This window comes from Odoribacter sp. AF15-53, assembly GCF_003479425.1.
Classification (GTDB): domain Bacteria; phylum Bacteroidota; class Bacteroidia; order Bacteroidales; family Marinifilaceae; genus Butyricimonas.
The window spans coordinates 1015679-1036171 of record NZ_QUHC01000001.1 but is presented as its reverse complement, the minus strand read 5'-3'; the positions used below and the strand labels follow the sequence as shown (position 1 = coordinate 1036171).

The following is a 20493-nucleotide window of genomic DNA, read 5'->3' as shown; positions in this document are numbered from 1 at the left end:
AAATTTAGCAAAATAAATGGGAAGTTGTTTGTATTATGACGCTTTTTCTTTTTTCCTTGGAATCTTCCGTGCTTCATGATTTCTACATTTGATTAAAACAATCCCAGCGAATGTAATAATATCACTAGGATAAACAGCGGGGCCACGTACTTCAACACGAAGATCAGCGGCCGCAGGAACCACAATTTCAACTGGCCGTTATTTGTCAGTTCGGCTTCTAGCAGACGACGGTCAAATCGCCAACCCACGTATATGGATATGAGAATTCCACCCACGGGGAGCAGTATGTTGGAACTGATATAGTCGAATAATCCGAAAATGGACAGATTTCCGATATGAATTTCTTTCAGTGGCCCGAAGGAAAGGGTACACAGGATTCCGAATACCGTGACAATAATCGTGGATATGACGGTTGCCTTGCGGCGGCTGATATGTTTCTCTTCGACGAAGAAAGCCACGATTACTTCTAGCAGGGAGATCGAGGAGGTGAGGGCCGCCATGGTTAATAACAGGAAAAAAAGAATCGCCCATAATTGTCCGAATGCCATGCTTTGGAATACTTGCGGTAGGGTGAGGAATACCAGACCGGGTCCCGAGTCGGGTGCGATGTTAAAGGCGAATACGGCGGGAAATATCGCAACGCCTGCCAGTACGGCGATCAACGTGTCCGCGCAGATCACCTGCAAAGATATAGAAGTTAAGTTTTCATTTTTTTTGATGTAAGAAGCGTAAGTCAGTAGCACGCCCATGCCGATAGACAGGGAGAAAAAAGCCTGTCCCAGGGCCGAAAGTACGCCTTGGGAAGTGAGTTCCGAGAACTTGGGCAAGAAGAGAAAGCGAATTCCTTCCATGGCTCCGTCCAGTGTGCATGCCCGGATTCCAAGAATCACTATAAGCACGAAAAGTAGAGGCATCATGAGTTTGGTATAACGCTCGATTCCTTTCTTTACCCCAGCCAACACGATAAAACCGGTAAGTACCATGAAAACGATTTGCCAGAATACGGGTTTGTACGGGTTGGCGATAAAATCCGAGAATAGGACATTCAAATCAAGATTCGGGTCGGAATGAAACGAGAGGGTAAGTGATTTCACGACATATTCCAACGTCCAGCCGGCAACCGTGCCGTAGAAGGAAAGAATCATAGTGGCAGCCAGAAGCACAAGTACCCCGAAATAACGCCATGCCGTTTTGGGTTCCAGTCGATCGAAAGTGCCGAAAGCGTTTCGTCCCGAATAACGTCCCAGGGCGAATTCCGAAAGCATCACCGGGAGACCGATTGCCACGGTGAAAAAAATGTAAACCAACAGGAAGGCGCCCCCGCCATTGTTCCCTGCCTCGTACGGGAATTTCCAGATATTTCCCAAGCCGACTGCCGAACCTGCCAGTGCGGCGATAGCCCCGAATTTGGAACCGAAATTGTCTCTCGTGTTATGCATAGGTTTAAATTTAGAGTCATAAACAATACGAGTTCTTGATGTGTAAGTTAGTAATTTTTCGTGAAATGTGTTTAAAGTTTTGCTTGTTTTTTTCAATTGTCTATCTTTGTCAGTATCATTTTAATATCGGGTATGCTGGATGCAGGTGAGTTAAAGAATTTGGGTTACAGGATTAAGACGAGGGAAAATGCTGCTTTTCATGTGTTATATGTAGAGTACTTTGCCTCGATGCAAATTTATGCCCAAAGGTTTGTTTATAATTATCAAGATGCCCAGGATATTGTTCAAGATGCGTTTTTTGCATTATGGACGAATGTTCATTTATATGATCCGCGGCAGAGTATTGTTGCTTATTTATTGAGGATCGTGAGGAATAATTGCCTGAATTACCTCCGGGCTTTAAAGATCAGGGATGAACACAAGGATAAGATTATCGAGGCGATGATTTTTTCAGGTATGCAGGACAATAGTATTGATGATGAACTACAAGGTCGCTTGCATAAAGTATTAGCTTCTTTGCCGGAAAAAGGTTATAAAGTTTTGATCGCTCACGTCCTCGAACACAAAAAATTAAAGGAGATTGCCGGAGAGATGGGCATAGCCGAATCGTCGGTGAAAACTCATTTGAAGCGGGCGATCCGGGTGTTGCGAGAGCATTTTTATTTTGTATTATTCGGGATATAATAGTTTTTGAAAAGGTAATATTGAACGGAAAAAGTCCCTTGAATGTTGAAATGAAATTATTATCGCTGTTTTTTTTACACGATTTTGCAAGATAATTCATTGTAATACAGTGGTATATTTGAAATCTTTCGGTGATAACTACAAATTAAATAGAAAATAAATAAAAATCGTGTCCCCTATTTTGCAAGTTCATGTGTATTGTTTCTGAAAAATGAAATAAGATACTTATGGAGAATGAATATGTATCATGGCGATTGATTCTGCGGAAGATTACAGGAGAGAATTTGTCAGAAGCGGAAGAACGACAGTTGCAGGACTGGATGAAAGTTGATGTACGTCGTCGGGAATATGTTGAGAATGCACGGAAAGACTGGCTGGAGCCCGGGGAAGAAAATATACCCGATTTACCTCGGTTGATGGATCGCTTTGATCGTTTTACGGCACAAGCTACTCCCGGAAAGCCCGGGGAACACAAGCGCGGTTTCGTCCGCCTGAAAGTCTTTCTTCCTTATGCAGCGGTGGTTTTAATCCCGTTGTGCCTGATCATGATGATGGTGCGATTTAATAGGGAAGAGCCTCGACCTGTTTTGGCTGCTAAACATACCCCGGAGGTCATTTTACCGGGTAGTAGTCAGGCTAGTATCGTGTTGTCTGATGGTCAACGCTTGGTGTTGGACGGGAAGGTCGATTCTTTACTTTGTGTACAGGAGGGACTCACGATTCGCCAGCAAGCGGGTACGATATCCTATCAAGCGCGGAAGGATGTTCAAGAAGAACGTTTTAACCTGATTGATATTCCCCGGGGAGGAGAATATTGCTTGGAGCTGAGTGACGGAACGCGGGTTTGGCTCAATTCAAGTTCGAAACTCCGGTATCCCGAAAATTTTGTCCGGGAAGAACGCGTGGTGGAGTTGTCCGGGGAGGCCTATTTTGAAGTGGCAAAAAATGATCGAAAGCCTTTTATCGTGAAAACCGGACAACAGGATATCCGGGTTTACGGGACGGCCTTCAACGTGTATGCTTATCCCGGGGAAAAGATTCAGCATACCACGTTGAAAGAGGGGAGAGTGAGTGTCTCCCGGAAGGGAAGGGAATATTTTCTGCAACCAGGACAACAGGCTCGGATTGATACGCTTTCTCCCGGAATCGTGATAGAGAAAGTACGTCCCGAGCAATATTGTTCCTGGTTGACGGGGAAGATCCCATTGGAGAACGAGCGGTTGGAAGATATATTATTGCGGCTTGCCCGGTGGTACAATGTTGATTTCGTATTTAATGACGATCAGTTGAAGGACCTGCATTTCTCGGGTGATTTGGAACGATATGCCGATTTTTCGGAGATATTGCGATTAATACAAATGACAACTTCTGTCGAGTTTGTTATTCAAGGACGGCAAGTCATTGTTCAACCTTTAGAATAAAAAGAAGAACCGGTTATTGAACGGCGAAATTCTGATAGCCGGCTCTTTAAGTTCAATATAAACTTTTTAATTACACAAATGTATGAAAAAAAATCGAAAAACAAGACGTGCCGGGGGCACGTGGCTGGTATTTCTTTTCCTTTTGTTTCCCGCTTTGTCGTGGGCTCAGGAGAAGACGGTTTCATTGCAAATCAAAGATGTGAGCGTGGAGCGAGCTATTCAACAGCTTCGGGAAACTACGGATTACAAATTTCTTTTTAATCATGAAGAAATTACAAATGCTGGAAAAAAGACGTTGGATTTGAAAAATGTTTCTTTAGTGAAGGTGATGGATGCTTTGTTGCAGGGAACGGGCTTGACTTACCGGATTGAAAAGGATATCGTGGTTATCGTGCCTATTCGCAAGAAAGGTGAGAGTACAAAAAAAATCACGATCACGGGAAGCGTGCTTGACGAGACACGACAGCCTTTGCCCGGTGTTGCCGTGGTTTATTCTTCCACGCATCAAGGTACGGCCACGGATGTTGACGGGAAGTTTACTCTGGAAATTCCGGATGACGAGCATGGCGTGTTGGTTTTTTCCATGTTGGGAATGAAAAAGAAAGAGGTTGTCGTGGGAAAGAAGAAAGTGTTTAATGTTATTCTGGAGGAAGATCTTGTGCAACTTGGAGATGTTATCGTGACGGGTTACCAGACTATATCCAAAGAGCGTAGTGCGGGTTCATTCAGCGTGGTGGATGGTAATGATGTCGCTAAAAAGGCGGGGCTTTCCGGTAATATCATCGAGAGTATGGAGGGATTAACTACGGGATTGAGTGTGAATTTCAGTGACGGGCAGGAGAAATACCTGATTCGGGGAACAACCTCGATCAATTCAACCCAAAGTCCGCTTTTCGTGCTTGATGGGGTTCCTATTTCATCTTCTTCTTTCGAGGAATTGGTGAATAGCAATGATATCGAGAGTATCACTTTCCTGAAAGATGCGACGGCTGCATCTATTTGGGGGGCACAGGCGGCTAACGGTGTTGTCGTGGTCACGACCAAACAAGGGAAGAATACGGATAAGAAAGTGAAAATTTCTTACAGCGGCTCGTACACGTACAAGGGACTGCCTGATTACGATTACCTGCAATACATGTCGAGCGGGATGTTTATCAAAAATGCGAAGGAGATTTTTTCCCCGGAATTTTACACGTGGAATTCAATCACTACGACGGCAAATGGCATCAGCGGTAATATACCTATCGTTTATCCCCACGAGCAAATCATGTATAATCAAGAACTTACTGATACGCAACGGGAGGAAGCCCTGCAACAACTGGCTTCTCGTAACAACAGGAAGCAAGTAGAAAAATATTTTATGACTCCGGCATTTTTTACTACTCACAGTTTGTCGTTTTCCGGTGGAGGAGAGAAACATCGTTATTACGGTTCTTTCGGGTACGAGCATAATGCCTCTTCGAATAAAGATGTCTCGGATAAATATCAGTTGAACTTGAAACAGGATTTCACGTTCACGGAGTGGCTGCAAATGGATCTGGGAATAAATATGGCGATTCTGGATTCAGATTACGCGATGACGCCTTACCTGACGGATTTGAACAGTATATTTCCTTACCAGATGTTTTCTGATGAAGACGGCAATCCGTTATCTCACGCGGATTTATTGTATTACGAACCGGATCGTTTGGAGTTCGAGCGGAAGAGTCAGAAAGATTTGAACTTTATACCTTTGACGGATAACAAGGAGGGATTCAGCACGGCATTTAATTTTAATGCTCGTGTCAATGCCGGGCTCTCTATTAAGTTGTTCCGAGGGCTTTCTTATAACGGACGTTTTCAATATCAACGCGGAAATAATGGAACCGAATTGTTTTATGATCAGAATTCTCAACGCGTGAAAGAAGAATTGATTAAATACACTTCTTTTGACGAGAAGACCGGGGTGCCTGTTTACTATCTTCCAAGTTCCGGAGGGTATTATCGCACGACTCATGTTACCACGACAGATTGGACGATTCGTAATCAATTGGCTTTTGATCGGGTATTTGAAAACAGTGAGTCGCAAGTTACCGCGTTAGTCGGTATGGAAGTTAGGAGTAATAAAACAAAGAATCAAACGACAACCCGTCGGGGATATAATCCACAGACCATGGTTTCAGGTAGTTATGACGAGTTGTTCTTGTCGACGACAGGAGTGGCAAATCCGATATACCCGTCTACATCGGGAAATAGCAAATTATCTGGCGTGGGAGCAAGTTTCTCGGAAGTGGAGAAGCGTTTTGTGTCTATTTACGCGAATGCCGCCTATACGTGGCGTGGCAAATATTCGCTGAACGGGAGTATTCGCGTGGATCAGTCGAATTTATTCGGAAGTGATCCGAGCGTGCAGTTTAAACCGATTTGGTCTGTCGGGGGCGCTTGGTCACTTGGACAGGAAGAATTCATGCAAAATATGGAGATACTCAATCGTTTGAACGTGCGTCTGAGTTACGGGTTGGGAGGGAATTCCCCCGATCCCGGGTTAGGTGGTCCTTATGATATTCTTTATCCCGTTAGTAACAATAATTTTGCCTCCTTGGGACAAGGATATGTCGTTATCACGCCTGCAAACGATAAGTTAACATGGGAAAAAACGCGTATTATTAACGCGGGTATTGATTTTGCTTTGTTGGATCAAAGGTTGTCCGGTTCGATAGACGTGTATAGTAAGAAAACGACGGATTTGCTGGGAGAAGTACCCCTGCACCCGGCTACCGGATGGGAGAAGTCTTTGGCAAATTTGGGGACAATGAAGAATTCCGGTTTCGAAATATCGTTGAATAGCCATAATATTAAGGGAAAAGGGTTGAATTGGAGGACTGACTTCACGTTGACTTATAACAAAAATAAAATCACAGAGTTATATATTAATGACGGTTTATCTGCCAACTCTATCATAACGGAGAATTTCGTGGAGGGGCATGCGGCCCAGACTCTGTTCGCTTATCGTTGGGCTGGATTGGATGAATTAGGTGATCCGCAGGTATATAACGAGAGGGGTGAAAAGGTCAAATTGTCCAAAGATATACAGGACGTGAAAGCCGTGAAAGATGCCGGAACAATGCAGCCTCTTTGGTATGGAGGACTTACCAATGCTTTGACTTATAAAGGTTTCGAGGTTTCATTCATGTTTGTTTACAATCTTGGTCATAAGATGAGAAATGACCGGAATACTTTTTATAGTGGACGGTTAACGGGAAATATACACAAAGATTTCGATAAACGCTGGCGAAAAGAGGGGGACGAGAAATACACGAACGTTCCTTCTTACGTGGCAAACGGGAAAGAGTCGGTTGTCCGTCGGGAAATGAACTTTTATAATTATGCGGATGTGAATATTGAAAGTGCTTCTTATGTGAAGTTGAGGGATTTATCATTCTCTTATGCTTTGCCTCAACGCATTTGCAGTAAATTAGCGGCTGATAACATCAAGGTGCGATTCCAGATGGCCAACCTGTTTTATATCGCGGCAAATAAAGAAGGGATTGATCCGGAGGCTTTTAACTTGAAATACGGCAGGCGGACAACAACCTACGGTCCGTCTTATTCCGTGGGACTTACGGTGAATTTTAAATAGTGAAACGAGAAAAATGAATCTTATGAAGAAAAGTTTGAAATATACGTTTCTGGCATTCGCGTTGGTTGTTTCTTTCGGGATTGCCGGGTGTTCCGATTTTTTGGATTTGAAACCTAAAGGGAAAGAGGTTCCGACGAAACTGGAACATTACAATGGATTGTTTAATAATACGTTATTAATTAACCTTGCTTTTTCCGAGCAAAGACCGGACGGGAGTATTTCTCCCGGAACAGAGCCTTTACTCATGATTTACATGGGGGACGAGTTGATCGCGGATGCCTCTTCGTTTGCTTCTATGGACCGCACGGCGTTGGCTGCTTATAAGTTTGAAGCGGATATCTTTAATGAAGATGATGTGTCGGCCGAATGGAATGCGCCCTACCAGCAAATTTACACGTATAACGTGATCGTGAACGGGGTGATGGATGCCGATGACGGGACACGAGAAGAAAAACAACGTTTACAGGCCGAAGCCCGTGTCGGAAGAGCATACATGCATTTTTTGCTGGCTCAGTTTTTCGGAAAACCGTATAACGAGAGTACGGCATCCCAAGATTTATGTGTGCCGATCGTTACAAAAGCAACCTCGGCCGATCGCAATTTTAAGCGGGCTACTGTGGAGGAGGTGTATCGTTTTATTATCACCGAGTTGGAAGAGGCTTGTCCCCAATTGGATGAACAGACAAAACACAAGTTGCGGATTTACCGGGCCGCGGGATATTATATGTTAGGGAAGGTGTATTTTTCCATGGGAAATTACGGGAAGGCCCTTACTGCTTTGAAAGAGTCGTTGAAAGCAACGGAAAATAGCACGGTTCCTCTTGGACTTTTTGATTACAATACTTCTTTGGCAGAGTGGGGATATAATCCTATTATGGCAAATATGTGGGGATTAATGGGAAGTTATCCAAGTAATTTTGATTTGAATAATCAGGAGAATATTTGCACCAAACAGTATAATATCATGACAATCATGTTCGCTATTTATCCCCCGACCGTGTACGTGAAACCCGAGTATATGGCCTTGTTCGGGGAGTCGGATTTGCGACTAGCGTTTTTTAACACGAAAGATTACACGGGAACCACTCTTTGGCCCTATTCCCGTCGGATTCAGCGAATTACTTACTCTCTTGGGGGAGATATGCCTGATTTGTATCTTATGTTGGCGGAGTGTAAAGCTCGGTTAGACGATTTGTCTGGAGCGCGGGAAGACCTTTTAGCTTTGCGTGAGAAGCGTATAGCCGGAGCGGATGCCGCGATACCTGCCGAGGTTGATTCGAAGGACAAATTGATCCGTTATATCGTGGAAGAACGTAAAAGAGAGTTCATGATGAGCGGGATGCGTTGGTTTGATATTCGTCGATTGTGGAATGATCCTTTATTTCAAGAAGATAAACAGAATTACACGCACACGGATGGTCAGAATATCTACACGTTGACCGAAGATCGGTTGGTGTTCCGAATTCCACCCAAAGTACTGAGTTTTAGTACTGATTGGGAGAATAATAAATAATGGTCAAATATTTTAAATGCGATAAATAATGAAGCGATTTTTAATTTTTTCAATATTATGTTTCGGTTTAGGGATTTCTCTACGTGCGCAGGACTCTGTATTTACTATCCGTGGAGATTTTAAGCATTTCACGGGAGATCAAATAGTCGTTCTTTTTAATAGTGCAAACGGAGGTTTCACGATAGACACGATGGATGTCCGCAACGGTAAGTTTGTTTATTCCGGGCAATGTAACGGCAGAGAACGCCGCATGATGATGCTTGTGGATAAGAAACAACAAAAAGCATTTAACGAGAAAGGTAAAGGAAAACCCGTCGCCATGTACGGGAGTTTTGATCTTTCCTTTTTTGTACATCCGGGAGCGGATATCCGCTTAACGGGGGATGCGAGCGATTTTCCGCTGGTGAACCTGAAAGACGATAAGAATCCGATAAATGAGGATTACATATCATTGAAATTGTCAAATAAAAAAGAACAGCAAGAGATCAATCGCCTGCATTATAGTACGAACGAGGCGGTTTGGAATGGGGACAAAGAGACCGTGGCGGCTAATAAAAAACGAATGGATGAGCTTTCCGACATCATGTCGGGAAGAACGGAAACTTGGATCGCTGCCCATCCGGATCGGGAATATGCCGCTTTTCTTTATTTGAATTCCGGGTTGACATGGAAATCCGTGGATGAGCTTCGGGCACAATATAACAAGTTTGCTCTTGAGGTCCGGGAGTCCGAGTATGGTAAAAATTTGCTTTCGATCATCGAATCCCGGGAACGTATCATTCCGGGAGCCGTGGCTCCTAACTTCACGTTGACGGATGTGAGTACCGGAAAAGAAATATCTCTTTCAGATTACAAGGGAAAATACGTGATTATTGATTTCTGGGGGTCATGGTGTGGGCCTTGCCGGGCCAGTCACCCGCATCTCCGGGAAATATATAACCGTTACAAAGGCGAAAAATTTGATATCCTCGGTATCGCTTCGGACCGCAAAAGTGAGGTTATCCGGAAAGCAGCTTCCGAGGATAATATTACGTGGCCGCAGGTCAGTATGTTTGAAAAGCGGGCAGGACAGCAAGAGATAAATAAATTGTATGCCGTGTCTGCATTTCCCACGAAATTCCTGATTAACCCGCAAGGGGTGATTGAAGCTATCTATATTGGAAGTTCCGATGGACTGGATCAGAAATTAGAGGAACTACTCGGGAACAATAGCCTGTAATTTGCTAATTTGTAACTTGTAATTTTTTCCCCGTAACTTTTTAAAATTGTATTCTAAAAAGTTACGGGGAAAAAAATTATCTTTGCAACAAAATAAAATAAGCGATTCACATGCAAGAGAAAATTTTAATACTGGATTTCGGTTCGCAGTACACGCAATTAATTGCGAGACGCGTGCGCGAATTGAATGTCTATTGTGAGATTTACCCTTTCAATCATTACCCTGCACTTGATGCTTCCGTGAAAGGTGTGATCCTTTCGGGAAGTCCTTTTTCCGTACGTGACGAGAAAGCTCCACAGCCGGATTTGTCTTCTATAAAAGGAAAATTGCCGTTGCTGGGAGTATGTTACGGGGCTCAGTACCTGGCTCACTATTTCGGTGGTGAAGTTAAGGCTTCTAACAAGAGAGAATATGGTCGGGCGAACCTGTCATTTGTTAATGATACCTGCCCGTTGTTCAAGCATATCAGCCAGCACTCACAGGTGTGGATGTCTCACGGGGACACGATAGAAGTGTTACCTTCGCATTACACGGTGGTGGCAAGTACGGCGGACGTGGAAAACGCCGCTTATCGCGTAGAAGGAGAGGAGACTTACGGGATCCAATTCCACCCGGAGGTGTATCATAGCACCGAGGGTACGGCATTGTTGAAGAATTTCGTGGTGGATATTTGCGGGTGTAAACAAGACTGGACCCCGGATTCATTTATCGAGACAACCGTGGCCGAATTGAAGGAGAAAATCGGCGAAGACCGGGTGATACTGGGTTTATCGGGGGGGGTAGATTCTACCGTTGCCGCCATGTTATTGCACCGGGCTATCGGTAAAAACCTGACTTGTATTTTCGTGGATAACGGTTTGTTGCGGAAAGACGAGTTCTCGTCCGTGATGGAAAACTACAAGGAACTCGGGTTGAACGTGGTTGGCGTTGATGCCGGGGATCTATTCCTTTCTCGTTTGGCCGGAATCGAGGAACCGGAGAAAAAACGCAAAATCATCGGTGCCACGTTTGTTGACGTGTTCGATGAAGAGTCGCATAAAGTGAAAGATGCCAAGTGGTTGGGACAAGGAACGATTTACCCGGACGTGATTGAATCCTCGTCCGTGAACGGTCCGTCACAAACCATTAAATCACATCATAACGTGGGTGGTTTGCCCGATTATATGAAGTTGAAGGTCGTGGAGCCTTTACGCTTGTTGTTTAAGGATGAAGTCCGCCGGGTGGGTAAGAGTCTCGGATTGGCTGATAAATTCCTGCAACGTCATCCTTTCCCGGGACCGGGATTGGCAATCCGTATTTTGGGCGAGATCACGAAAGAAAAGGTAAGATTGTTGCAAGAAGCCGATCATATCTACATCTCGATGCTTCAAGAAGAGGGATTATATGACAAGGTATGGCAAGCCGGAACCATTCTTCTGCCGGTCAAGAGCGTGGGGGTCATGGGGGATGAGCGTACATACGAGAGTGTGGTTGCGCTACGTGCCGTGGAGTCCACGGACGGAATGACGGCCGATTGGTGCCACCTGCCTTACGAATTTCTGGCAAAAGTATCTAACAAGATCATTAATAATGTTCGTGGGATTAACCGGGTTGTTTATGACATCAGTTCAAAACCACCTGCCACGATCGAGTGGGAGTAACAAAAGTTTTTGTTAGTTGAAAGTCCATAAACTCAGTAAAGTTTATGGACTTTATAGATTTTAGCTATTTTTTGTCAGGAATTTCTCGAAAAAAGGCATATACTGTTTTGTCCTAAAATGACCTTAACGACTATTTACGAATACTTGTATTCATTGGGGGTACATCTTGTAAGTTTTTTAAATAGAGAACTGAAATATTGTACACTTGTAAACCCTAATTGCTGTGCTATAACACTTGGTGATTTTTCTGTTTTTAATAGCATATGTTTTGCTATCTCTAATTGCTTTAACTGGATATATTCCTTTAATGTCTTTCCCGTTTCAAATTTCAACAGGTCATTAAAATAAGCCGCGGATAAATTCAAAGAACAAGCAAAATATTCCGATAATGGTTGTTTACTTCCTTGTAATTTGCCGGAGATGATGTAATTATGAGAAAGCTCTTCAAATTTCATCAAGATAGTTCCATTCTTATCTTCTCGTGTTATGAATTGTCGTTCATAGAAACGAGTACAATAATCCAACATCAGTTCAATATGATGGGAAAGGATGGTGGCTGTATGCGTGTCAATCGGATGATACAATTCTTCCTTAATGTTTTCCAAACAACAGATTATGGTAGATGTTTCTCGTTCGGAAAGATGTAGGGCTTCTTCTTTACGATAGGAAAAAAATGTATAGTTTTTGATATGTTTTTTCAGCGAAGTTTGAAATAATAGCTCCGGATGAAAAGCCAACAACCAGCCTTTGTCTGGTAAAGCTCCAGATTCATCCATGCGGAAAATCTCGTCGGGTTTGAGAAATAGCATAGTGGCATAGGAATAGTCATAATACTTTCGTCCGCAACAGCAACAATCGTCAGCACATTCTTTAATCAATAAAATGGCATAAAAATCGAATTTTATTGCATATTGCAGCAAATCGGTTGTTTCTAAATTTATGATGCTTACTTGTGGATGTAAAGTCTTATTCCCTAAACAACGATTACACTCACACACGTTTTTTATGTTTAGCATTTCTTTTCCCATTGTTCACTTTTTGTTTTAACTATTGATTTGAGTACGATAAACATTAGGCGTACACCCCACTCTTTTCTTGAACAAACGACAAAAGTGTTGTGGATATTGAAATCCCAATGAATAAGCGATTTCACTGACAGTATCTTCAGTATTGGTGATGCGTTCTTTTGCCAATTCGATAACTTTGATCTGAATATATTCTTGCGGAGTTTTACCAGTTTCTTTTTTGAGCATATCTCCGAAATAGTTTGGTGAAAGACATAGTTTATCAGCCAAGTATCTTACTGTTGGAAGCCCTTCACGTTCGGCAGTAGAGCTCTCGAAGTATTCATCTAAAAAGCGTTCAAAACGAGTAAGCACATCACGATTTTGTTTGGTACGTGTGATAAATTGACGCTCGTAAAAGCGCATACAATAACCTAATATAAGTTCAATATAAGTGACTATCAGGTTACGGCTATGTCTATCAATGCCATGTTCTAATTCTTTTTGAATGATATTCAAGCAATCAAGTATAATGTCACGTTCTTCTTCCGATATATGTAGTGCTTCATTTATCTCGTAAGAAAAGAACGTGTATTTCTTAATAGACTTTCCAAGAGAAGTGCCACGTAACAAATCCGGATGGAAAATAATACCGTATGCATTCGTCTGTATATGCTCTGTAATAGGTGTTGTTTCTGCCGTTTGTCCGGGGGCAAAACAGACGATGGTTCCTTCCTCGTAATCATACGTTTGCCTGCCATACTTGATATCACATGCTTTCTCCAATTTTAAGAATAAAGCATAGACTCCATAGTTAAGACGAATAGAATCCACTCCGCGTGTTGCCTTATTTAAGTTAATGACACTAACCAATGGATGAAGCGTTTCGAGTCCATATAAATGGTTATACAATTTAACGCTGTCAAGATTAAGTATCTTATCCATATCTATAATTTCTATTTCATTCATTTTACAAAAGTAGGAAATTATATAAGTTTTACCATTACCCAAATTACAGATAATATAACCTCTGCTACAGAATTATACACTCCCATAGAACATCGGTTGCATACTGTATCAACATTTATTTTGCAACTTCACCGGAAATATGTAATTCGGGTTATAACACCTGTAATTTATCTACTGTATGATATTGGTTATCTCGCTATTTTTGTATTCTGAAAATGAATATGAAATCCTATAAAAATATAAATATGAAGAATGTTTTGATTTTATCTTCCAGCCCTCGTTGCGGAGGCAATTCCGATACACTGTGTGATGAATTTATGCAAGGAGTCATTGAAAGCGGTCATCGTGTAGAAAAGGTTTTTCTGCGAGACAAAACCATTCATCCCTGCACGGGATGTAGCGTGTGCAGTCAGTACAAGAAACCCTGTCCGCAAAAGGACGATGCGGAGGAGATTATCGAAAAGATGCTTGCCGCAGATGTTATCGTGATGGCTACACCGGTCTATTTCTATGCCATGAGCGCGCAGATGAAAATATTGATAGATCGTTGTTGCGGTCCTTATACCGAAATGAAAAACAAGGAGTTTTACTTCATTACCACGGCTGCCGAAGACGATAACAGCATTATGGATCGCATTGTAGCCAACTTTATGGGATTCCTTGACTGTTTAGAGAACCCGACTGTGAAAGGAACGCTGTTCTGCGGTGGTGTATGGCATGCGGGTGAGATTAAAGGAAATCCGGTTTTGAAGCAAGCATACGAAATGGGAAAATTGGTATAAAATGAACGAACTAATGACACTTACTGATTTTTTAATGCATACCGAGCAAAAAAAGCCACTCGATACACCTGATATATATGCTTTTATGAACAGGGCAAGTGATGAAGCACGCCGTATAACCTTTGCGTTGAACAATATCTATCATACTCCCGATGAGATACGTGCGTTGATGTCGCAACTGTTCGGAAAAGAAGTGGATGAAAGTTTTCGCGTATTTCCTCCTTTTTATACCGATTTTGGAAAGAATATAACCATTGGTAAAAATGTGTTCATCAACGCTTGTTGTCACTTTCAAGATCATGGTGGTGTTACACTTGGTGATGGTTGTTTGATAGGACATAATGTAGTGTTCGCCACATTAAATCATGGCATTGCTCCTGAAGAACGGGCTTCGATGAAGCCAGCTCCTATCCAATTAGGTAAAAATGTATGGATTGGTTCAAACTCCACCATTTTGCAAGGAGTGACAATTGGCGACAATGCCATTGTTGCAGCCGGTTCGGTGGTAACGAAAGATGTGCTGGCAAACACTATTGTAGGAGGAGTTCCGGCTCGTTACATTCGTTCCATAGAACAAGGCAATAGATAAAGACTAAAAGTTATTCTTTATTCAGAATGGCGAGAATATCAGGATTGCTTCAATCTTGGTTCTCGCCGTTCTGGCTTATGCAAGAAACGCTGTTTCTGATGGATCGCTATCTTGAAAGAATCTCATATGTCATATTTTCGAGAACTTCAATTTGCGAACCCTGTAATTGAGGTCATAACATCTGTAATTCATCTACCAAACTTTCTTGTAATCTCCTATAACTTTGTGATGTAAAAAGAAAACAAGAAATAATATTTATCAAAATCACATCTATTATGAAACGGATAACCTTTTTGACTACTGCTTTCCTTTGCCTTTTTGGTCTGATGGAAAGTCTGGCGCAAACTCTTCAAAGCAACAAGAATATGGAAGAATTGAAATTAACAAAAGAATGGGACAAAACATTCCCAAAGAGTGACAAGGTGAAGCATAGCAAAGTGACCTTTGTCAATCGTTTCGGCATCACGCTTGCTGCCGACTTATATGTACCGGAAACGACTATCGGGGGCAAATTGCCAGCTATCGCTGTCAGTGGTCCGTTCGGTGCAGTAAAAGAACAATCATCGGGATTGTATGCCCAGACACTTGCCGAACGAGGTTTCCTTGCCATCGCTTTTGATCCCTCTTTCACGGGTGAGAGTGGCGGACAACCTCGTGGAGTGGCTTCACCTGACATCAACACGGAAGATTTTTCGGCTGCGGTGGATTATCTTGCGACACGTTCTGATGTGGATGCCGAACGAATCGGTATTCTCGGTATCTGTGGCTGGGGAGGATTTGCCATTAATGCCGCAACTAACGACACACGCATCAAGGCAACGGTTGCTTCCACGATGTACGACATTAGTCGTGCCACTGCGAACGGTTACTTTGATGCCGCCAATAATGCAGATGCACGCTACAAGATGCGTCAAGAGTTCAACGCACAGCGTACGGAAGATTATCGTACTGGTACTTATCTTCGCACAGTGATGAACCCGAAACCTGCCGATGATGCACCGCAATTCATGAAAGATTATTACGACTATTACAAGACCGAACGAGGTTATCATCCTCGTTCCATAAACTCCGGTTTGGGTTGGAACAAGACCTCGTCACTTGCATTTGTCAATGCACCTATCCTTACCTACAGTGATGAAATCCGCAGTGCCGTATTGCTTATTCATGGCGAGAAAGCTCATTCTCGTTACTTCAGTGAAGATGCTTTTAAGAAACTAAAAGGTGACAATAAGGAACTGATTATTATTCCCGGAGCCGTGCATATTGATTTGTATGACCGCACGGACATTATTCCGTTCGACAAGCTGGAAAGTTTCTTCAAGAAGTATCTGAAATAAATCTGTCAGGTAATGAAACGTGTCCTACCATAACTCTAGGTTGTGTCTAACAAGTCCTTTTTCTACCAAATAACTACCCCCTCCAGCTCCCCCTTACACAGGGGGAGGGTTGATTACCAAGCATTTTCCCCTCCTGTGTAAGGAGGGGAGGGGGTGGTAGTTTCATATTAAGAAGTTTGTAAGCCTCTCTCTTTATAGATTCTTTCTATTTTTTGTCAGGAATTTCTCGAAAAAGGCATCCCGGTAGGTGTTGCCGATAGCGATTTCGTGGGTACGGATATAGACGTCGTTGTTGTCGAATGAGTTGATGTGACTGGTATTGATGATATATGATTTGTTGATTCTGAAAAAGAGATTTACGGGGAGTTGTTCGTGGATGGCTTTGAGATTCATCTTGGTGATGATGCGTTGGTCCTCCAATTGGAGTATCACGTAGTCTTTCAAGCCTTCGATAAAAAGGATATCCTCGAAATTGACTTTAAAATAACGGCGTTCGGACTTCACGAGCAGGTAGTTGTTCTCCACGTTCTCGATGTTTTCTTTCTCGCCTGTGGTTAATAAAGCATGATAATTAACGGCCTTTTTCACCGCTTTCCGGAAGCGTTCGAATTCTATGGGTTTTACCAGATAATCCACGGCATCGACTTCGTAACTATCGAGGGCGTATTCCGTGTAGGCTGTGGTGAAAATAATCAACGTGTTTTTGGGAATGTTCCGGGCGAACTCGATACCCGTGATCCCGGGCATTTGCACGTCAAGGAAAATCAGATCCACGGGTTGCCCGGTCAGGAAATTGGCAGCCGAGGAGGCGTTATTAAACATTTCTACCAATTCCAGTTCCGGAATCCGGGAAACAAGGGATTGAATGCCTTTCCGGGCAATAGGTTCGTCGTCAACAATAATACATTTCATAATTTCAATCGTAAATGAATGCGATATTTAGTTTCGGTTTCGTCAATTTGAAGGGAATGGTTGTCACCGTACAATAACTCCAGACGCCGCCGGATATTAGCTAGCCCCAGTCCCCCGAACTCTTTTTTTGCCGATACCGGGGGTTTTGAATTCTCGCAGGTAAATATCAATTCTTCCCGTTCCACGCGAAAGTAGAGGTAAATGTACGATAAATTCTCGCTATCGGTGTTGTGTTTGATCGCGTTTTCAACAAAGGGAATAAAAAGAAGCGGGGGAATCTTCACGTTATTCACGTCGCCTTCCTTCGAGATCAGGTACTCGAAATGATCCCGGCGCATCTTTTCGAGTTCGAGGAACCCGGTCAGGAAATGGATATCGGCGCTTAGAAATACTTCCTGTCGGGCACTGTCGTTCAACTGGTAGCGGAGCATATCATCGAGCTTGGTCAGGAGGCGGGAAGCCTCGTCCGGGTCTTCTTTCACGAGAATGTTGGCGTTATTCAGCATGTTGAACAGGAAATGCGGGTTGATCTGGTTTTTCAATTGCTGTAATTCCGATTGCATGGTATTCTTTTCGAGTTCCGTGATTTGCCGGTCATAGATCATCCAGCGACGAAATAATTCCACGCTTGTCGTGCCGATCGTGATCATGCCGATCATCACGATCGCGTAGAGAATATTGATTAATGAATAGGGGTTCTCGTTCGCGAGGATATCGGTTAACACCCCGTACTTCTGGAAAATATAATGCACGATCGGGCAATAGATCAGCAGCCCGATGGCAACCGTGGCGAACAGAGCCCACAAATAAAGTGACAATTTGTTCCTCACAAGCAAGCGCGGGATCAAGATATACAAGTTGGTGAATACCGGGAACATGAACATGGAGAGACTCGTGAGGTAGGCGTAGAACCAGCCTTCCCCGATGAAGTTGTCGTACACGTTCTGGTACGCGAAAAAGGAGATAATCAGGAACGTGATGACGTTTCTGACTTGGTTGAAATTGGGGGTCAACAGGAAGCGCGGGTTCTCGTGATTCTTTATAGACATATTTGCAAGCTGGTTATGTTATTTTTATCTCCCCGTTTGGTTTCAAGTGAAAAGTTGTCACCGTATAATAACTGGAGTCTCCGGTAGAGGTTGTCCAACCCGGTTGTTTTTACCCGCGTGTAGCTCGTCGGGTAGATGCAAGCAAAGTACAAGTGCCCGTCTTGCAGTTTGAAAAGCGTGTAGATGTCGGAGATTTGACTAGTGGACGTGCCGGGCAAGTGGCCGAGCGCGTGTTCTATGACGGGAATGAAAAGCAGGGGTGGAACGAGGATTTGCTCTATGTCTTCATCCGTGGTGATGCTAAAATTGAAACGATCGTTGTGAATTTTTTCCAAGTTCATGTAGTCCTTTATAAAAGCGATGTCCGCACTCAACAAAACCTTCTCCCGGGTACTGTCATACAACTGGTAACGGAGTACGTGGCTTAACCGGAACAGCAAGGAAGAGGTCTTCTCCGGGTCTTTCCGGGTCAACACGTTGGCGGTATTTAACATGCGGGACAGGAAGTCGGGCTGTATCTGGTCTTTCAGGCGGGCCAATTCCATTTGTACTTCATTCTTTTCGAGTTCGTGCAGTTGTCGGTTGTGCATGATCCAGCGTTGTAAGAATATGGTCATGGAGAAGGCCGATATATAGAAAAAGAAGCCCAGGAAGTTCATGAAAAAGAACACGAACCACCCACCCTCCGGTTTGACGGCTTCATAGAATATGGGAAAATGGTCTTTGGAGAAATAAATCACGCTTCCCATGAAGGATAGAAGAAACAGGGTGAGTATCAGTAAATAGAAAAGGTAAGTCCCGTATTTGCTTTTATACAGGAGGTTGGGGATCAACACGTAAGTATTCAGACAGATAATTCCCCAGAGCGTGAATATCAAGCCCATGTTGATAAAGGTGAGCGCGTTGAAGCCGAACAAGATGTCATAAGCTTCGAAAAAGCCCTTCATGACGACCACCCCGAGAAATAACAGGATGATCAGGTGTCTGAATATCCTGTACCGGGGATTCATCAGGAATTTTTCCCAGTATTGATTCCCGTACTTGTATAAATTTGGAGTTTGCATGGGTTTGTGAATCTAGGGGTAAAGTTAGCGATTTCTTTTTAGAATTTCCACGTTAGCCCGAGAGAACAATAGAATCCTATCTTGAAATATGGATCGGATTCGTCATCGTCCGAGAAAAGCTCTTTGAGGCTTCTTTTCGAGTAGAAAGCGCTTCGTACGGGCGTGATTCCGGCGGTTGCAGCGAGGGAGAGCGATTTAGCAATCGTGATTTCCGGTTGCAGCCCGACAATGACGTATTGTTGCGTGAAATACATGTCCTTCCCGTCTTTCTCGGTCAAGGCGAGAATCCCGTTCATCTCGGCGATCAGGCTTAATTTCAGGTACTTGTTTAAATGCATTCCCGCGGATACCCGAACAGCGTCGACGAAAGATACTTTTACATCGTAACGTCCCTCAAGGTTCCAGGTGAGATAGAATGCCGGGAGGATCATGGGAAATCCGAAGGTGTTACTCAAGGCGACCCCGGCCCCGAGGTCCAGATTCGGTCGTAGGTGCCGGATGAAAATCACGCCTCCTTGCCCCAGCACGTTGTTCCAACTTGCTTTCGACAGGTTGTCGTTGTCCATGTAGAGCCCGACCCCGACGGTCGCCAGCATCGACCATTTAGCGTTCAACGGTCTCGAATGTATCAGACCGAATTGCAGGTTTAACATTTTCGAGGGACATAGTTCTTTCGGCAGTTTTTTATTATCCATCGTGGCATGCGCCCCGCTGCACCCGATAGCCCAGACCGTGGGGCGTTTGTTCTCGTCCATTTTCAACGAGAGCGGGACGCGGAAGCCTCCTTGAATTACTTTCAAGTTACCTTTCGCGTGTAGGTTGTCTTCCTTTTCTCCCCTGTATGACGAAGAGGTGATGTATTCTGTTTTGAAATAGACCTGGGCATTTGTTTCTTGATAAGAGAGTAGAACAAAGAAGAGGATACAGTATAAGAAAAGTTTCATAAAGAATTGTTTTTTGGTTAACGGTGTAAAAGTAAAATATTACCCGATGGCAAAAACAAATAGTAGACGAAACGGCATTTCGAGTAGATGAACCGCCCGTTTTTGCTCGTTCCTGATCCACTCTCTCGCTTACATCTCTTCGTTATCTCTTCCTTATAGTTTCGATATCTCTTCGTTGCTATACACGGGAGTTTAAGCATAGTATAACGAAGAGATAACGAAGAGATGTAAGCCAATGTATTGATTTAATACGTGTTATTAGTTATTTTGAAGTTTTTTTGAAAAAAGTGGCATTTTCGTATTACACC

The 20493-nt window shown here is 43.3% G+C and carries 16 protein-coding genes; 9 read left to right on the top strand and 7 right to left on the bottom strand.

Features of this window, described 5'->3' with window-relative positions; genetic code table 11:
- Positions 1-92 precede the first annotated feature (92 nt).
- Positions 93-1439: a sodium-dependent transporter gene (locus tag DWW52_RS04170; RefSeq protein ID WP_118714178.1), complete on the bottom strand. Its 1347-nt coding sequence runs from the start codon at positions 1437-1439 to the stop codon at positions 93-95.
- A 132-nt stretch (positions 1440-1571) separates the two neighbouring features.
- Here DWW52_RS04170 and DWW52_RS04165 point away from each other — a divergent pair, with 132 nt between their 5' ends.
- From DWW52_RS04165 to guaA, 6 genes are all read left to right on the top strand, one after another.
- Positions 1572-2123 (top strand): RNA polymerase sigma-70 factor, encoded by a 552-nt coding sequence (locus DWW52_RS04165; protein ID WP_118714177.1) that lies wholly within the window; start codon positions 1572-1574, stop codon positions 2121-2123.
- A 227-nt stretch (positions 2124-2350) separates the two neighbouring features.
- Complete coding sequence (locus tag DWW52_RS04160; RefSeq protein ID WP_118714176.1) at positions 2351-3544, top strand: FecR family protein; 1194 nt, start codon at positions 2351-2353, stop codon at positions 3542-3544.
- An 82-nt stretch (positions 3545-3626) separates the two neighbouring features.
- On the top strand, positions 3627-7163 hold the full coding sequence (locus DWW52_RS04155; protein WP_118714175.1) for a SusC/RagA family TonB-linked outer membrane protein: 3537 nt from the start codon (positions 3627-3629) through the stop codon (positions 7161-7163).
- A gap of 22 nt (positions 7164-7185) precedes the next feature.
- A complete protein-coding gene (locus DWW52_RS04150) occupies positions 7186-8676 on the top strand; it encodes a RagB/SusD family nutrient uptake outer membrane protein (RefSeq protein ID WP_158582474.1) in 1491 nt (496 codons plus the stop codon).
- Positions 8677-8704: 28 nt separating this feature from the next.
- The gene (locus DWW52_RS04145) at positions 8705-9895 is read left to right on the top strand and encodes a TlpA disulfide reductase family protein (RefSeq protein WP_118714173.1); all 1191 of its coding nucleotides are present in this window, start codon (positions 8705-8707) and stop codon (positions 9893-9895) included.
- A 110-nt stretch (positions 9896-10005) separates the two neighbouring features.
- On the top strand, positions 10006-11535 hold the full coding sequence (gene guaA / locus DWW52_RS04140) for a glutamine-hydrolyzing GMP synthase (protein ID WP_118714172.1): 1530 nt from the start codon (positions 10006-10008) through the stop codon (positions 11533-11535).
- Positions 11536-11669: 134 nt separating this feature from the next.
- On the opposite strand, the gene DWW52_RS04135 is transcribed toward guaA, so the two are convergent.
- Both DWW52_RS04135 and DWW52_RS04130 read right to left on the bottom strand, forming a co-directional pair.
- On the bottom strand, positions 11670-12551 hold the full coding sequence (locus DWW52_RS04135; protein WP_118714315.1) for an AraC family transcriptional regulator: 882 nt from the start codon (positions 12549-12551) through the stop codon (positions 11670-11672).
- 27 nt (positions 12552-12578) lie between these two features.
- Positions 12579-13484: an AraC family transcriptional regulator gene (locus DWW52_RS04130; RefSeq protein ID WP_118714314.1), complete on the bottom strand. Its 906-nt coding sequence runs from the start codon at positions 13482-13484 to the stop codon at positions 12579-12581.
- A gap of 269 nt (positions 13485-13753) precedes the next feature.
- Here DWW52_RS04130 and DWW52_RS04125 point away from each other — a divergent pair, with 269 nt between their 5' ends.
- The 3 genes from DWW52_RS04125 to DWW52_RS04115 all read left to right on the top strand — a co-directional run bounded on the left by DWW52_RS04125 (position 13754) and on the right by DWW52_RS04115 (position 16216).
- Positions 13754-14290: a flavodoxin family protein gene (locus tag DWW52_RS04125; protein ID WP_118714313.1), complete on the top strand. Its 537-nt coding sequence runs from the start codon at positions 13754-13756 to the stop codon at positions 14288-14290.
- A gap of 13 nt (positions 14291-14303) precedes the next feature.
- Positions 14304-14879, top strand: a complete 576-nt coding sequence (locus tag DWW52_RS04120; RefSeq protein WP_118714312.1) for a sugar O-acetyltransferase — start codon at positions 14304-14306, stop codon at positions 14877-14879.
- A 275-nt stretch (positions 14880-15154) separates the two neighbouring features.
- On the top strand, positions 15155-16216 hold the full coding sequence (locus DWW52_RS04115; RefSeq protein WP_118714171.1) for an alpha/beta hydrolase: 1062 nt from the start codon (positions 15155-15157) through the stop codon (positions 16214-16216).
- 192 nt (positions 16217-16408) lie between these two features.
- Here DWW52_RS04115 and DWW52_RS04110 read toward each other — a convergent pair whose 3' ends face one another.
- Genes DWW52_RS04110 through DWW52_RS04095 form a run of 4 tightly spaced genes read right to left on the bottom strand, consistent with a single transcriptional unit; the run spans position 16409 to position 20185 of the window.
- On the bottom strand, positions 16409-17128 hold the full coding sequence (locus tag DWW52_RS04110; RefSeq protein ID WP_118714170.1) for a LytTR family DNA-binding domain-containing protein: 720 nt from the start codon (positions 17126-17128) through the stop codon (positions 16409-16411).
- Entirely contained in the window at positions 17125-18177 is a 1053-nt protein-coding gene (locus DWW52_RS04105) for a sensor histidine kinase (RefSeq protein ID WP_118714169.1), read from the bottom strand. The genes DWW52_RS04110 and DWW52_RS04105 overlap by 4 nt, the downstream gene beginning before the upstream one ends.
- Complete coding sequence (locus tag DWW52_RS04100; RefSeq protein WP_118714168.1) at positions 18168-19241, bottom strand: sensor histidine kinase; 1074 nt, start codon at positions 19239-19241, stop codon at positions 18168-18170. The genes DWW52_RS04105 and DWW52_RS04100 overlap by 10 nt, the downstream gene beginning before the upstream one ends.
- Positions 19242-19279: 38 nt before the next feature.
- Positions 19280-20185, bottom strand: coding sequence for a DUF6268 family outer membrane beta-barrel protein (locus tag DWW52_RS04095; protein ID WP_118714167.1), 906 nt, complete (start codon positions 20183-20185; stop codon positions 19280-19282).
- Between the last annotated feature and the right edge of the window lie 308 nt (positions 20186-20493).